Source organism: Chryseobacterium phocaeense, from assembly GCF_900169075.1.
Taxonomy (GTDB): Bacteria; Bacteroidota; Bacteroidia; order Flavobacteriales; family Weeksellaceae; genus Chryseobacterium; species Chryseobacterium phocaeense.
In genome coordinates this window covers 2,729,341-2,744,842 of record NZ_LT827015.1, presented here as the reverse complement: position 1 = coordinate 2,744,842, position 15,502 = coordinate 2,729,341, and the positions used below count along the sequence as shown (strand labels likewise).

Genomic DNA, 15,502 nt, shown 5'->3' with positions numbered 1-15,502 from the left:
TTAGTCAGACTAAAAAAGGGGGGCTAAAATTACTCCTTTTTCTTCAGTTGGACAATGTTTTTTATTTACCCTTTTAAATTGAAATTCAAAAAAATAAAATGCTGTATATCCCAATAAAATTTAGAAATATAGAACTGAAAAACAGATGGGTGATGTCGCCCATGTGTATGTATTCATGCGAAAACGGGTTAGCCAATGATTTTCATTTTGTTCATTATGGAAGCCGGGCTCAGGGGGGAACAGGTCTGATCATGGTGGAAGCTACCGGAGTGGAACCGCGCGGAAGAATTACCAATCACTGCATGGGAATATGGAATGATGAGCAGACTGCAGAACTTCAGAAAATCGTTGATTTTGTCCATTCCCGTTCAGAAAGTAAAATCGGAATTCAGCTGGCTCATGCCGGAAGAAAAGGTTCCACCTGGAACAATCTCCAGATCCCGCTTGAAGAAGGCTGGGAAACCATTGCACCAAGTGCCATTCCGTATCATCCTTCAGAAAGGATTCCCCATGTTCTGACTGCCGATGAAATTAAAGAACAGGTTCAGAATTTTAAAGAAGCAGCCAGAAGAGCAGTAAAAGCAGGCTTTGATCTCATAGAAATTCACGGGGCGCACGGATATCTGATTCACCAGTTTTTATCACCGCTTTCCAATATCAGAACTGATGAGTATGGGGGAAGCTTTGAAAACAGGATCCGGTTCCTGGTCGAAATTGTAGATGCGGTTAATGAAGAATTAAATGGAGATACACCTCTGTTTGTAAGGATCTCCGGAACGGAATACGCTGAAAACGGATGGAATATCAAAGACAGTATAGAATTGGCAAAAGTTCTGAAAGATCATGCCGTGGACCTGGTTGATGTGTCCAGTGGTGGAAATATCCACGGGGCAAAAATACCCGTTTTTGATGGCTACCAGGTTTCTTTTTCCTCAGAGGTCAGGAATGGTGCCGGAGTCAAAACCGGAGCGGTGGGACTCATCACAAAAGTGGAACAGGCAGAAGAAATTCTTCAGAAAGGAGACGCGGACCTCATATTTGTAGCAAGGGAAATCTTAAGAAACCCGTACATAGCTGTTCAGGGGTCATTTGAAATGAAAGAAGATTGTTTCTTTCCCAATCAGTATACAAGAGCAAAAATTTCAACATAAAACCGGGATGAATATTGAAGATTTTATGCTGACCTGTCCCAGCAAGAAATTTCTGGGCATAGAATGTCTGGGATGCGGTGCTCAGCGGGCCGTTGTGCTCGTATTTGAAGGCCGGTTTGTGGAAGCTTATCATCTTTATCCTGCTGTTTATACACTTTTGTTGTTTTTCTTCACCTTAGGTCTGAGTTTTGTTGATAAGAAAAGAAAGTATGGTAACCTTCTGATGATCATGATTCTTGTGAATCTGATGATCATGATAGGCTCTTATTATTACAGGTATTTTTATCTGCATGATCATTAATAAATGCTCAAAGTGAGATAATAAATGTTTTCGGGCTGGTCAGGAGGTTTTTGCAAAAAGTCGTAGAATTACTACAAAATGTGAATCTCTTCGCCAAAAGCTTTTAAAATTAGCGTGTGAAGTTTATCTTTGTTAGACAAACTTTATGAAATCGTATAATCTTTAATGATTAAAATGTAAGAATATGGCAGGAAATTCAAGAGGAATTTTAAAATTCAATGGAGGTGAAGGGCAGAAACTATTAAAACTGAACTACAGCGTATCAAGATCTACGGACGTTTCAGGACGTGTAGCTTCTGATCCGTCAAATGCTTTGATCAAAGTAACAGTTGAAGCAACGGAAAAATCTGATATCCTGGAAAGTTTATTGAATGGTAAATACAAGCCTACAAGCGGTGAAATTACATTCAATAAATCACATGAAGAAGGAACACTGATTGCCCTGAAATGGGAAAACGGATATGTAATCCAGCATGAAGTGGAATTCGATGCAGTAGACACGAACAGTATGCTGATCAGCTTTGTAGTAAGTGCTGAAAGTATTTCTTACGGAAACTCACTTTATGAAGGATTCTGGCCGTTGAGCTAGACCGTAAAAAGTGCTTAATATAAAGAGACTGTCCCTCAAGACGGTCTTTTTTTACCTGTTGTGCATGCTTACTTTGAGTTTTGAATAAAGAATTTTTGTTTTTTTGAAAAAACTCCCGTTTGCATGAATAATATAAAAATCATAACACAAATCACTTTATAAAATATGTCAACTATACCTGAAAAATCAAATGGAGCGGCTTTTCGCCCGGCGCAGAATGCAGACGGGGTGTCCGAGAATCATCATATCGGGATCAACCGTCTGGTAAAGCTTTCCTTAGTTATCGAGGGAAAAATTATCAAATTTTATAAGCATTTTAAACTTAAACAAAGTACCCGGAGGCATCATGAGTTTACCCTTACTCTGGCGCATGATACCCTGGGAGACCGGCAGACCCATACCCTGGAAGATGCCAATAAATTTCTTGGAAAACGCCTTACAGCGGTTATTTCATATAAAGATATAGACAACAGCCCCGAGAGAACTTTTGTAGGAATCATTACAGGAGTAGGATTCAGCCAGGAAAAGATGAGCCTTGGAAACATTGTCCTTACAGGTTCCAGCCCTACTGTTCTGCTGGACGGAGCGCCTCATATTCAGAGTTTTGGCGGAGGCCAGCCTGTGAATGTAGGGATCATTGCGGAAGAAGTCATTAAACAGGGGATTGATAAAAGCCGTTTTGACATCAGGGTAGATGCCAATAATTTTTCCCAGATCATCTACAGCAGCCAGTATGACGAAACGCATTACAACTATCTGGCAAGAATGGCTGAAGCATATGGTGAGCAGTTTTTTTATGACGGAGAAGTCCTGCATTTCGGGAAACTGCCACCCCAGAACAAACCGATTATCCTTACCTACGGAAGCAGCGCGAATGATATCAAAGTGGAAATGAAAGCGGTACACACCAAACCGCAATTCTACGGGTACAACAGTAATAAACACGAAAAGCTGACTTCAGGCTCTACACCTATTCAGCATGTGAGCGATATTGCAAAAACCGCTTACGATCACAATAACAGCATTTATAAAACCCCTGCACTGCAGGTAGCTCCTATCAAAGCATCAACGCATCTGGACGTGGAATATTCTCAGAAAAGCGCTTCCGGAAGTGAGGCGGTGAATGTTTTTTCCATTTCAGGAAATACAACGGTGCCGTTTCTTCATCCGGGATGTATCGCCGATGTGCAGATGCGGAAACCGGATTCCAATGAAACCTCCTATTTCACAAGAATAATGATCACGGAAGCCGAGCACGAGATCGATACCATCGGACATTACAATGGAAGTTTTGAGGGAATTGCAGCAGATACCGGATTCCTTCCGAGACCGGAATTTAAGATCCCTAAAGCTGAACCTCAGACCGCAACCGTAATATCCAATACAGATCCCGAAGGGCAGGGCAGAATACAGGTGCAGTTTGACTGGCAGACCAGCGATACCACACATTTCATCCGAATGATGAGCCCTGATGCCGGCGGAACGGACCAGATTACCCAAAACAGGGGCTACGTAGCCATTCCGGAAGTAGGAGACCAGGTGATGGTGAATTTTGTCCACAGCCATCCGGACAGACCTTTCGTAATGGGAGGAATGTTCCATGGAGGAGTAGCGCTGGGGGGCGGAGTCAATAATCATCTGAAATCCATCCAGACCAGAAGCGGAATCAGAATCCTGATGAATGATGAACAGGGAAGTGTGAAAATCATGGATCCGAGCGGAAACATTTATTTCATGGATGGAGCAGGAAATATAAGCATGAAAGCTCCGAAAAATTTCACGCTGCATGCCGGAGATAATATCAATATCACGGCAGGAAAAGAAATTTCAATCAGCGCGGGAGAAGGCATCAACAGTTCTGCCAATAACAGTATTATCTCTACTGCCGGAAAAGATATTATCCAGACGGCTACCGGCGATATCCGGGAGTCTTCGGATACCAGAACCGAAATGGTGGAAAAGGAATTCAAAAGACAGTCTGAGACGTCCAATGAAATAGCCGGAGAAATATCCATGTTCAGCGAGCTGGAAAATATGACCATGCAAAGCGGTAAGATTGTAGAATTCAACAGTGCTGAAAAATCAAAACTTTTCTGATATGGCCATCATCAAAACAGCTAAGAATATACACATAAAAGTGACAGATTCTTATCATCTGAATGTGAGCAAAAAGGTTGAAAAAATTGCGCAGAAGATTAATGTTGAAGCACAGAAAAACAACCTTGTTTTGGCAAGCAATAAGAAAATAATGTCCCATGGAAACAAATAAATTAAGAATTCTGATTCTTTTTATTGCAGGGAGCTTTTCATTAATCAATTGTCAAAATAAAAAAATGGAACAAAAATACAGCTGGCTGGGAACCGTATCAGCACCACAGGAATATCCTATGGAAGTCTACAGGGGAGCCATTACAGCAAATGATTTTACGTACGGCTTTGATGCCATCTGGGGAACACAGAATACCGGCTGGGGAAATGAAGGCGGAACCATGAGCGTAGAAACAAGGCAGATGGAGCTTCCCAATAAACTGGAATTTACATGGTACTCACTGGTGGAAAATAAATTTTATACCGGAAAGTGGGACTTAGATAAAGAACATATAAAAAATCTCTTCGAAAAAGGATTTACCGATCAGGATAATGGTAAAAAAACAACCTATACCAATTTTATTGTTGGGTTGGCTCCAAAAGGACGTGTTGTTTTATGGATCAATGGTCCGGGAAACCAGAAAGAAGTGGGTGTTTTTCAGGCGCATGATACCATCATTACTCAGGAAAAGGCTTACGAGAATGCTAAATATATGCTGAAAGAAGGATTTGCAGACAGAATGCTGAAAGATCCTTCCTATGAAACATTCAAACCGGAAATCAGGGCCAAAATAGAAAAAGAAGGGTATCCTGATGCTGGCATTTATGATGTATACAGGGAGAAATATACCTGGAAACCTTCTGTAATCTTACCCCAGGGAAGTGAATGGATTGATTTCGGACTGACGAATTATAACGGAGAGCAGGAAAATCTTTTCGGAGAAAGTCTTACAGCAGATACCTATAAAAAAAGAGCTGTTCCCAAATTCTGCGGTTTTTACTGGAGAGATCAGAATAAAAACAGGTATGCCGTTTGGGTAGATTCCTTTGATGAAAAAGAAATTTTTGAATTGTTCAGGAAACTTGGGCAGGAAAAGAATATAGATTTCGTCATCAAAGTCAATGCTGATAATACAGGAGCTGCTCTATCATTAAAAAGTGAAAAGGAGGAACTGCCGGTTACAAAAGCAAAGATCAGGCTTTCCCGTAAAATAGAATAAAAAGTGGCCGCCATAAGGATTTTTCCATGCGCGCTCTGTCATAAAAAAATAAAATAACAACCATGCACAATAATAAATTTGGAGATTATACACCGGAAATATCCAAAGAGGAAGTGTTAGATATTACTCTTGGGGTGTTTTTTGACGGAACTTTGAACAACAAGAACAATACCACCGAAAGAAGGGAAAAAACTGCTGATTATAAGAAAAACGGCGGAAAGCCCGGCGACAATAACAGTTATAATAATGACTGGAGCAATGTAGCACGCTTGTGGGATAATTACGATAAAAATTTTGCTATTTATATAGAGGGGATCGGGACGGAAGACAAAGAAGAAGATTCTATGCTGGGGTATGCCTTTGGAACCGGAGATACCGGAATCCGCGGGAAAGTGAGAAAAGGCTGTGAAGAAATCGTGAAAAAGGTAAAAAATATCAAAAGCTCAAAAAAAGCCGATAAAATAGCAGTCCTCACTTTTGATGTTTTCGGTTTCAGCCGTGGTGCTGCAGCCGCCCGTAATTTTGCCCACGAAATAGGAAAATCAAAATATAAAGCCAGAGCCACCACGGTTTCTTACCAGGGTATGAGCGCTACTACCTATTCGGACAGTGACGGAAGCAATGTGCAGGGAGAAGAACTTCCAAAATGGGGACATCTGGGCTTAAAACTGGAGGAAGCAGGAATTAAAGTAGATGTACTGAAGATAAGATTCCTGGGCATTTATGATACCGTTTCATCTTATTCCAAAAACTTTTCGGCAAAACCTAACTTCCACAATGACGTGGCAGAACTTGGGCTGGACGATATCGGAAGGGCAAAGACCGTTATTCATTTTGTAGCGGAAAATGAGCATAGGGAAAATTTTGACCTTACCAACGTGCCTGTAGGCATAGAAAAAATATTTCCGGGCGTACACTGCGATATCGGTGGAGCTTATGAAGACGGACCCGAAGTCTGGGAAGAGGTGGAAACCTCATGGACCACCAGTGCAAAATTAAAAACACTGAGACAGCAGCTGATCAATGATGCCTGGTACACAGAAGAAGAGCTTACCATTACACCGGGATTTTATCTGGCATTAAGGGGCGAGCGTAAATTTTTAAAAAAGACATTCAGCTATATTCCTTTGCATTTTATGGCTGAATATGGAGTGAAAGATTCCGTTCCCCTGAAAATCAAAAAGCTTTCGGACGAAACCTATTCCATTGCGTCAGATCCTTTACTCGTAAGGGTCAAGGACCGCCTGAGACCGTATGCTATGGCGGATGGAAAGCAATATGTCTTTAAAAGATACAAGGATTTACAAACCACGTATGGCGGGGCAGCTATACCCGAACAGAGATATGCGGATTACCAGAAAGAAATGAAAGAGCAGGATGACCTCAGGATACTCCGAAATAAATACCTGCACTGGTCGGCCAGAAGAGAAGGTATCGGGATGGATCCTACCTCAGACAGGGTAAGGGTGATCCATTAATCTGAATGTATGAAAAAGCATCTGGCCATAAGAATAGCCGTTTTATTGGCAGGTTTCTTATTGATATACGTCTATGCCCATTGGGATTCATGGTTTAGTGAGGTCCAGTCAATAGGAGGAAACAGCGGAATGTCGATTCCTATGGATTTGGTTTTAAATGTGTGCTGGACTGCTTTATGGTGCTTGTTCCTGCTGATAGAAATTATCGTTTCTTTTTTTAAAGGAAACATGGAAAACAGAGGAGTGAATTTCATATTGATCCTGTCAGCGATTGTATTGCTGGTTATTTATATACAGAACATCAAATAGAATAAAGAAAAGAAGAAGGAAGACGGATTATTTTTATGCAGAAATTTAATATACATAACGTTCAGGCAGGGGAGAGCTTAAGGAGTATAGGAACACTGTACAACCTGGATACAGCAGCTTTGAAACTGTTTCATAACAGCCACTGCGGCGTAAAAGATATGATCCTGATTGAGCTTACGGGTCAGAAGGAAATATTTCTTCCCAGAACTGCGGTGACCGATAAAAGCAGGCTGGTGAAATTCGACAGAGCAAATGCTGTGGGTTTCCATCCGGAGTATTGGTTCAAAAGATTTGGAGTAACCATTAGTATTGAACATAATGAGGTGAAAAATGAACTGAAATATGAAACATCGGTACGCTGGCTGAAAACAGAGAAAAGGCTTCATTTTTTTGAAATAGACAGAACTTCAAATCTTTATCTGAATGAGGAAGAAGTGAATGAAATAGCAGATCTCCTGGCTTATAAAACCTCTAAAGTTTTATATCCTCTGCAGATCAGTGTAGATGAGCAGGGAAAATTCAATGCGGTAGAAAATATTTCGGTTTTTAAAGAAAGATGGGCGGCCGTAAAAGAAGAGGTGTATAAAGAATTTGAAGGGGAAACAGTGGATGAATACTGTTCAAAAATAGAAAAAGTAATCTTTGAACCCGACGCGATCAACCTTTATCTGAAAAATGATTATTTCATCAGGACCCTGTTTTTTGGGATGTATCAGAGTTTTGGAAAGGAATATCAAACGGAGATGTCAACGGGCTTTCCTATCCTTAATAATCCTGTGGAACCGAGATATGAATTAAACCTGGAGATTGATCCGCTCAAAGATGAGTATGATCTGGTTGCTATTGAAGCAGAAGGCAGGCTGAACGATGAAAGAACGGTGTATGATTTTTTGAATAAAGCTCCTTTTTCCATGATCATCGAAGACAACCCGGTGATGAATCAGGAAGGAAAGTTCAGAATAGCCTGCTATCTGAACGGGGAAACCCAGCTCCCGGAATCCATGTATCTGGAATGTGATATCCAGCTTGAGAAGAAAAAGAAAATAGCTGTAGTGGTAGCTGCATTGGCAGACTGAATAAAAAAAACGTAATAACATGAAAATTAAATTACATCAACTCTTTATATGGATCTTTATACTGAATTTTAGCCTGTTCTTCGGGCAGAAAGCAGAGTTCAATGTTCCGAAAGATATTGAGACCCTGCAAAACTCCATTTTCTATTTTCAGAACGATTTTACAAAAGATGATCCTAAAGCTGCGGCTGCATCGGATAAAGATTTTTCAACCACCATTGATCTGTACAATCTGAAATTTAATGGAACTTCTAAAAATCCTTACCTGAATCTCGCATTGAAAAACGGTGCCAGATCTGAACAGTTTATTCAGCAGGCGATCTGGATGGTCAATATGAAAAAAGTGTCCTCAAAAAGCACTAAAGTTACCATATACCTTGAAAAAGTTATTCCGGACAGCTGGTCAAAAAAAGAGGTGGATGCAAAACTTACCAAATCGACAGGAAAAGTAGAGCAGGAGATCAAAGAATTTCTTTTAAACTATAAACCTTCGGAACCCGCAGCAGGTGCGGAAGTCGCGGATGCAGCATCATTTGAAGCAGAGACTACTTATTCCGATGCGCCTACAGTGGCCACAGCAGACGGAACTCCAAAGCAGAAAAAAACATCAAAAACCCTTCAGAATTTATTCGGCAAAAAACAGTTTATTGCCCTGCCGGCCTCATCGGATACCTTTACAAAACTTTTAAAGACAGATCCTTCCCAGCCGGAATGTAAAGACTGTAAAAACGGGAAATATTCCAACTGGGATTTTGACGATTTTAATATGATCTATGCCCACATGAATGACGGGCAGGAATATTATGCCATTCAGTACTACGGAAGCGATATGGTTTCAGGATTACCGTATGACCTCGTATTCAATGATACTCCACCATCCGAAGCGAAACAGAAGTTTGCACGGTACAATGCACAGCTTTATCAGACCACGGTGGATACCGATGAAAATACTTCCCGCGCATTGACTGTGGTGACTTTTAAAATGAATTCATCCTTTGTCCGCCTGGAATTCGGGAATGAATATTTAACCAGATTAGTAATTTCAAATAAAGAATTTTAGCCATGGCAGAAAAACATATTGTAGTACAGGGTGCTACGTGCAAATGCCAGTTCGGGCAGGCTCCGGACAAGCTTAAAGTACTCTCACATGAGAAAGAATACGCCAATGATAAACAGGCCTCCAAAAAACTGATCGTTACCACGAAGGAAATAGGAGCCGCCACATTTGAAAAAAATACATTCGGAAACTGCACCAAAATGGGAAGCCCGCCGCCGCCCTGCAAGATCATGGTAACGGAATGGAAGGATTTCTATGAAAAAGTGCAGCTCAACAACGGCGGATACATCATCGTGGAAACCAGCAAGGCAGTCTGTGCCATCGCCGGAACACCGTGTATTGAAATCATAGACCACGGGCAGAGAACGGAAGGCAGTGCGCAGAACTTTAAAAATGCCGATCAGGACGTGCAGCAGCAGATCAATCCGCTGGTGGATTCCGAGGAAATGTATAATGAGCAACCCAGGTATGGCGGGGAAGACAGTGTAAACTAAACGATAAAGAAATGGCAAAAGGTGTAAAAAAAATAAGGGTTACAAAAGGTAATTATTATCCGAAAATGTCTGTTGCAGGTCAGAGAGTGACTATTGTGCCAAATCAGGATGTGACTTTCCAGGTGAGTGAATGGCTGCCGGATACCACAGCCGAGGACAAAAAGAAGCCGGTGATCTGGATGAGGCAAACCAATGACCGTAAAATCATTATTTATCAGGTTCCGTCTACTACAGGCTATAAATTCAGGATTGATAAGCAGTACTGCGGCAGCTACCAGTTCTATATCGAGGCCAGTTTTTCCGGTAAAAGGGATACCAAAAACAACGTAGGTTTATACGTAAAAGGCTGGTGCGAACCCAAAATTGTGACCAGTAAATGGACCACGCAGAGAGGAAGCAAAACCAGCATTAAAAACCAGAATCAAACCAACTATATTTCCTACGGCCATATTGTCTATCTGAATCTTACAACGGAAGGCCTCAACGGAAATACGGTAAGTGTTGAGATCTGGAACCAGCAGACCGCAAAAGGAGATAAGCTGATCCATACCTACAACAATGTACAGGTAATAGACGGGGAAGTCAATTTAAAAATAGAAAACACCTACTCATGGATGGCTCACGTAGAGAACATCCAGAAGGTGGAGGAATTTTATATTAAGGTAAAAGATTCCACTTCCAAAAAGTACATTAAGGATAATCTGGGTGATGATCTTCACGCCATCTATCTGAACGTAAAAAACAAAGTGGTCACTACCAATGCCAATGTCAGCAAAAATCAGACACCTACCAAGGTTTATAAACCGGATGTGAGCGCTGTCAGGTATGAGCCATGTAAGTTTGAAGTCATCAAAATTACTGAAACCGAAATGAAGGATGGCAAAGCGGACAATACAACAGTCGTGGCTTTTAATAATGGGAAAGGAGCAAAACAGCTTAAAACAGGGCAGGAGCACATACAAAGAACGATTTTCTATAAATTCGATTCCACGGTCATTGATAAAGACGGAGAAGCTATATTGAACAATGTTCTTAAATTCCTTCTTGAGCATAAGGACTCTACTATCAATTTAAGTGGTTATGCCTGTGTTATAGGAAAGCAAAACTATAATAAAGGGTTGTCCCAGAAAAGATCTGACATTGTAAAAAAATTCTTTGCAGACGGTGGGCTGGATCCCCGCAGGATAATTTCTACCGGAAAAGGAGAGGTAGATCCTACGGATGATAAGATGGGACGGGATAACATCAAGTATAAAGATGAAAAAGACTATGAAAATAACAGAAGAGTAGATATATCTTTTGTGTTTAATGCCCACGATGCCCAAACCATCATATATGAGGTAGTGGCACCAAGTGTTTCCACCAAAAAAAATCTTACCATAGATATTGCAGGCTTTGATACTAAAATTTGTTTCAGGGACAGCAAGCATAAACATAAAAAAGAAATTTATGTGGTAGATGTGGGGCAGGAGATAGATGCGGGTGATTCTAAAAAGACGTTCACCACACCATCTTTCAATTATGAGGTGTATTCTGATCTCTCTCAGTTTAATGCTCTGCCCATAAGATATATCTTTCCGGGAAATACAACGCCCAACCAATTCCACCTTCACGTACATAGCTGCAGGTATTACAGCAATGAAAAACGGACAACCGTACTGATCAAAGCATACCCTGACATCAAGTGGACGTTGAGCTTTTTTCTGAACTTAACGAATGACCTCAGTGTGACATGGATGAACATGGATCCGCATGAGCATAAAGAACTGCAGAAAAGAGCCGGTAAAATGGGCGCAGAGAAAAGATGGAAGCAGAAAGATGCATCACTGGGTTTCAGCTTAAAAGCAAAATGGAATAACGACAAACAGGAAAAAGAATTTAAATACGAATACGAAACAAAATTCAAAAAAATATATGACACCTTCGCTTCCATAGGAGCCATGTCGGATGGAATTACAAAACAGGCCAAAGGGAAAGTACGTTCCATTTCACCCAAAGGAATTCCGGTAAGTTTCGCTGTAAAGCCACCCAACCTTGAACTTTCAGGAAACTGGCTTTTGAAGCATCCCAAAGACAATAATATGATTGTCGGCACAGATGGTACTATAGAATTAAAAGCCAGCCCGCTGATTGGTCTTGAAATGACAGTGGATTTGCTTGGGGCATTGGTATTCGGTATTGCCGGTGCAGTAAGCGGAGGTACGGCGGCACCGGGAGTTACAAGACTCTATCAGGAAATTCAGGGGAAACTGAAATCCGGAATTGATGTAGGAAATGACAATGCAGGTTTTAAAGCTTCTGTGGATATCTTTATGGACCTTATTATTTCAAGTACAATTGATGTAGAGTCAAGTTTTAATTTTAATACAGTCGGAAAACTGAAAGATTCCGAATTTAAAATAAATACGAAAACCAAACTTAAAATAGAATTAAAAGTAGGGGTGAAAATTATGGGAGAGGTTTCATTGGCCGTTATCAAAGCAGAGGCCTACTTTGAGGCTTCGGCGTCAGGAAGCGCTTCCATTACATTCGGACATGGCATCAATTATGATGATAAAGGTCTGTATTACCGTCCTGCTCTTGGATTTGACGGACTTGATGCCCAGTATGTAGTGACCATCAGCGTAGGTCTTGCGATTAAAATTGCAAAAAACAAGCATAAAGTACAGGAAAGCAGAAACGGAAAATATGAAATTGCAAAAGGAGATTTCAAAAATGTGATCCCTCCGTTTGATGTTATAAAAGAATTAGAATCTTACTTTGGAATAAGTGCAAATATTCCGCTCATTAAAAATGATTAATATGCTTACAATGAAAAATCTTATCTTATTATTTAGTTTTTTAGCTATTGTATCCTGTAATGGACAAACTGATCTTGAAACTCTTAAATTTGACGAAAAAGTACCTGGAAATATATCAAAAGGAGAGAAGGAAACAGAAGCCAATTATGCATTATTATCATATAAGCAGGCGGAAATCCAGAATTATAAACTGGGAACGGCTTCTTTTTCTGCCTACTCGGTTCCCAAAGGATATGAGTACTCAAACAATAATCTTTCGATATTCGTAAACTCTTACCAGGATAATAAGTATCTGGGATTTATCCTTAATCTTACCAAAGAAGACGAAGGAAAAAAAGTAATTGATTATCTGACTAAAACCTACGGTAATCCGGAAAAACGATCAACTGACAAAACCGGATTGGCTTATTTCTGGGACGCAGCTGCAAAAAATAAATGGATTTTTTTAACCCAAACCCAGGAACTAACAGAGGATAATGCAAAATATACCAACACCAAGCTGGTGGTTGTAAAGAAAGGAACCCGCGTAGAGAATGCTTCAGATGCAAGCGTGTTCTCTATTCTTGACAGTTTTACCCTTGCCTATCCAAAAAAATAACAATGAAACCTTATTACGAAATAGATTTTAGCGCCGTCATGTGCTCTTTCCAGATCAAAATAAATGATGTGGAATTAATTTCATTGAGTATTGACGGACAAACCAGATCAGACTTTCCAGTGAATCACCTCATTCTAGAAAGTGGCAAGCAAACCATAGAAGTGAAGGGACTGCCGATGGAAGGGCAAACAGAGATGCATGACGATTCCTATATGAGATATAGAGTAAATGTGTACGATGTGTCCTCCGGAGATTATGTTTTTTTGAAGCAGTTCGATGAATATTTTACCCAAAAACCGGACAAAACCATTCCTTTTATCGGTCATACCAGTACTTTCAACGCAGATGTTCCCTATAAGCTTGATGCTTGGCAGAATGGAATCAATCTGAAAGATGCAAAATTCGATGTTAAAGAAAGGCTGATCAGGAAATATAATGAAATCATCAGACAGATCAATAGTGGAAATTATGATTCATTTATCTCACAGTATCAGAAAAGAGAAGGGAATAATGCTTTAGCCATGTATTTGAGTAAAAACCAGGCAGAAAGCAGAATGGGCGGAGTTATTTCCGATATGAAGAGCGGATACAGACCGCAGCCCCTTCTTGACGATATTTACATCGAATATTCAGCGTACGGAAAATTGGCTGCCTTAAAATCTACGGATATGATGTCTGCATTACGGTTGGAAAATCCTGAAACAGATGAAGAGCTGGTCTTACCCCTCACATTTTATATTCCTGAAGGAAAGGATGAGTTTGAAATCATCTAGCTGATATGCAGTAGGATATAATTATGAAAAATAAGAAATTTTTAATTTTAATATTCATTGTACTCATCAATATCTGCTGTGGAAATAAATCATTTGATCTTTCTTCAGTTTTAGTAGGAGAAGATGCAAAAAAGTATGATTTTGAAAACAAAGATTTATTTCTGAAAGATCATAATGAATCAAAGCCGGATGTAATGCAGTATTATGCAGATGAAAATAAGGGTTTGACATATGGAAATATTCCTTTGGATAATACGATGGGGACAAGAATCACAGTCTATAATGGGAAAGTAGGAGCCATAGACACCAATGCCTCTGAAAAATATTCTTTAGAATTTGTTGAGAAGATAGTCGGAAAACATGGAAAACCCACCGCTACGGTAACGGATAAAGCTATTGTAGATGCCAGGCTGATAAAACCAATCTTTGAAAAACTTAAAAAAGTGGCACCGGATAAGGTTTCATGGAATCAGGGTGAAAAAAACTCATTTACATATCCTACCTCCTTTTTCTGGGATAATGGAAAAAGCTATTCCATTCTGAGTATTGCCATTGAAGATGATGGCAGAATCAGAAACAAATATGTAACCGTTACCAAAGAAGCGTATAAAGATAATGCCGTTTTTGGATTGAAATATCCAGCCCCGCAGGGGTCTCCGTGGTATAATTATATGAAATAACATAAAAATAGCCTCTCCCAATAAAATAAAAACTATTTTTGAATCAAAATACACCTCATTCAAAAATTAATGGAGAATAAAAGAAAACTGACGAAAACAGAATATGCAATCATAGGAATTGTTGTGTTCTGTTTTCTTTATTTTATTCTCTGGCGGATTTTAAAAGAAAAAATGCCTCTCCATGCCTATCTGGATCACATCTATAAAAATTATGATGATTACGCGGGCCGCGCATTGATGCTTGTACCGGTACTGATTATTATTTTTATCTTTTTCAGCATAGTGCGGCCTACTGCTTCCAGACGTTTTCTAAGGCTGCAGGCCTCGCTTCCCACCTCAAAAATTCATTCATTAGCCAAAGGCTTGGTGGAAGTGGAAGGAACCCTTGTCATGAAAAACCCGATGCTTTCTCCCGTGAATCATGAAACATGCATAGGATATTATTATACCATAGAAGATATCACTGAAGATTCTGATGGCAGGCCGTCTTATACCACCGTTCACCGGGAAACCCAATGCAATGTTTTCCAGATGAAGGACGAGACGGGAACCATAGAAGTACAGCCGGATAAAATTGAATTTATTCTGCTGGGAGAAACCAATGTGAGCAGTAACAACCGTAAAAGATATACGGAAACTCTATTGAAAGATGGCCAGAAAATGCTTTTGGTGGGTTATGCAGACGTTAATGACGGCGTTCCGTTTATTCGGAGAGATGAACATTATAAAATCCTGGGAATCACTTCCGCATCTGGAATCACCGTTTGGAACAAGTATCAGCCGCTGCTGAGGTCATTCCTATTCATCTGTTCCATTATTCTTTTAATAATTATTTATATACTTGTACAATAATGAACCGGACGGTCGCCATCATATTACTCGGATTACTG

16 protein-coding genes are annotated in these 15,502 nt (G+C 40.1%); all 16 read left to right on the top strand.

Annotated features, from left to right (window positions below; translation table 11 throughout):
• The first annotated feature begins 98 nt into the window (after positions 1–98).
• The 16 genes from namA to B7E04_RS19115 all read left to right on the top strand — a co-directional run bounded on the left by namA (position 99) and on the right by B7E04_RS19115 (position 15,464).
• Positions 99–1,151 carry an NADPH dehydrogenase NamA gene (gene namA / locus B7E04_RS19185; protein WP_080780152.1) on the top strand — a complete coding sequence of 351 codons (1,053 nt, stop codon included), beginning with the start codon at positions 99–101 and terminating at the stop codon, positions 1,149–1,151.
• A gap of 7 nt (positions 1,152–1,158) precedes the next feature.
• Positions 1,159–1,452: a DUF2752 domain-containing protein gene (locus tag B7E04_RS19180; RefSeq protein WP_080780151.1), complete on the top strand. Its 294-nt coding sequence runs from the start codon at positions 1,159–1,161 to the stop codon at positions 1,450–1,452.
• Between the two features lie 184 nt (positions 1,453–1,636).
• Positions 1,637–2,041, top strand: coding sequence for a type VI secretion system tube protein TssD (gene tssD, locus B7E04_RS19175; protein ID WP_080780150.1), 405 nt, complete (start codon positions 1,637–1,639; stop codon positions 2,039–2,041).
• Between the two features lie 165 nt (positions 2,042–2,206).
• A complete protein-coding gene (locus B7E04_RS19170; protein WP_080780149.1) occupies positions 2,207–4,138 on the top strand; it encodes a type VI secretion system Vgr family protein in 1,932 nt (643 codons plus the stop codon).
• Between the two features lies 1 nt (position 4,139).
• Positions 4,140–4,310: a hypothetical protein gene (locus B7E04_RS22255; RefSeq protein WP_157884394.1), complete on the top strand. Its 171-nt coding sequence runs from the start codon at positions 4,140–4,142 to the stop codon at positions 4,308–4,310.
• A 64-nt stretch (positions 4,311–4,374) separates the two neighbouring features.
• A complete protein-coding gene (locus tag B7E04_RS19165) occupies positions 4,375–5,349 on the top strand; it encodes a DUF2931 family protein (RefSeq protein WP_262484664.1) in 975 nt (324 codons plus the stop codon).
• 62 nt (positions 5,350–5,411) lie between these two features.
• Positions 5,412–6,827, top strand: coding sequence for a T6SS phospholipase effector Tle1-like catalytic domain-containing protein (locus B7E04_RS19160; protein WP_080780147.1), 1,416 nt, complete (start codon positions 5,412–5,414; stop codon positions 6,825–6,827).
• A gap of 9 nt (positions 6,828–6,836) precedes the next feature.
• On the top strand, positions 6,837–7,136 hold the full coding sequence (locus B7E04_RS19155; protein ID WP_080780146.1) for a hypothetical protein: 300 nt from the start codon (positions 6,837–6,839) through the stop codon (positions 7,134–7,136).
• A 35-nt stretch (positions 7,137–7,171) separates the two neighbouring features.
• On the top strand, positions 7,172–8,212 hold the full coding sequence (locus B7E04_RS19150) for a hypothetical protein (protein ID WP_080780145.1): 1,041 nt from the start codon (positions 7,172–7,174) through the stop codon (positions 8,210–8,212).
• Between the two features lie 19 nt (positions 8,213–8,231).
• Entirely contained in the window at positions 8,232–9,269 is a 1,038-nt protein-coding gene (locus tag B7E04_RS19145; RefSeq protein ID WP_080780144.1) for a hypothetical protein, read from the top strand.
• A gap of 2 nt (positions 9,270–9,271) precedes the next feature.
• Positions 9,272–9,760 (top strand): DUF4280 domain-containing protein, encoded by a 489-nt coding sequence (locus B7E04_RS19140; RefSeq protein WP_080780143.1) that lies wholly within the window; start codon positions 9,272–9,274, stop codon positions 9,758–9,760.
• An 11-nt stretch (positions 9,761–9,771) separates the two neighbouring features.
• Positions 9,772–12,561 (top strand): OmpA family protein, encoded by a 2,790-nt coding sequence (locus B7E04_RS19135; protein ID WP_080780142.1) that lies wholly within the window; start codon positions 9,772–9,774, stop codon positions 12,559–12,561.
• 10 nt (positions 12,562–12,571) lie between these two features.
• Positions 12,572–13,159, top strand: a complete 588-nt coding sequence (locus tag B7E04_RS19130; protein ID WP_139785447.1) for a hypothetical protein — start codon at positions 12,572–12,574, stop codon at positions 13,157–13,159.
• 2 nt (positions 13,160–13,161) lie between these two features.
• Positions 13,162–13,932 carry a hypothetical protein gene (locus B7E04_RS19125; protein ID WP_080780140.1) on the top strand — a complete coding sequence of 257 codons (771 nt, stop codon included), beginning with the start codon at positions 13,162–13,164 and terminating at the stop codon, positions 13,930–13,932.
• Between the two features lie 23 nt (positions 13,933–13,955).
• Positions 13,956–14,612, top strand: a complete 657-nt coding sequence (locus B7E04_RS19120; protein ID WP_080780139.1) for a hypothetical protein — start codon at positions 13,956–13,958, stop codon at positions 14,610–14,612.
• 69 nt (positions 14,613–14,681) lie between these two features.
• Entirely contained in the window at positions 14,682–15,464 is a 783-nt protein-coding gene (locus B7E04_RS19115) for a hypothetical protein (RefSeq protein WP_080780138.1), read from the top strand.
• Positions 15,465–15,502: the final 38 nt, after the last annotated feature.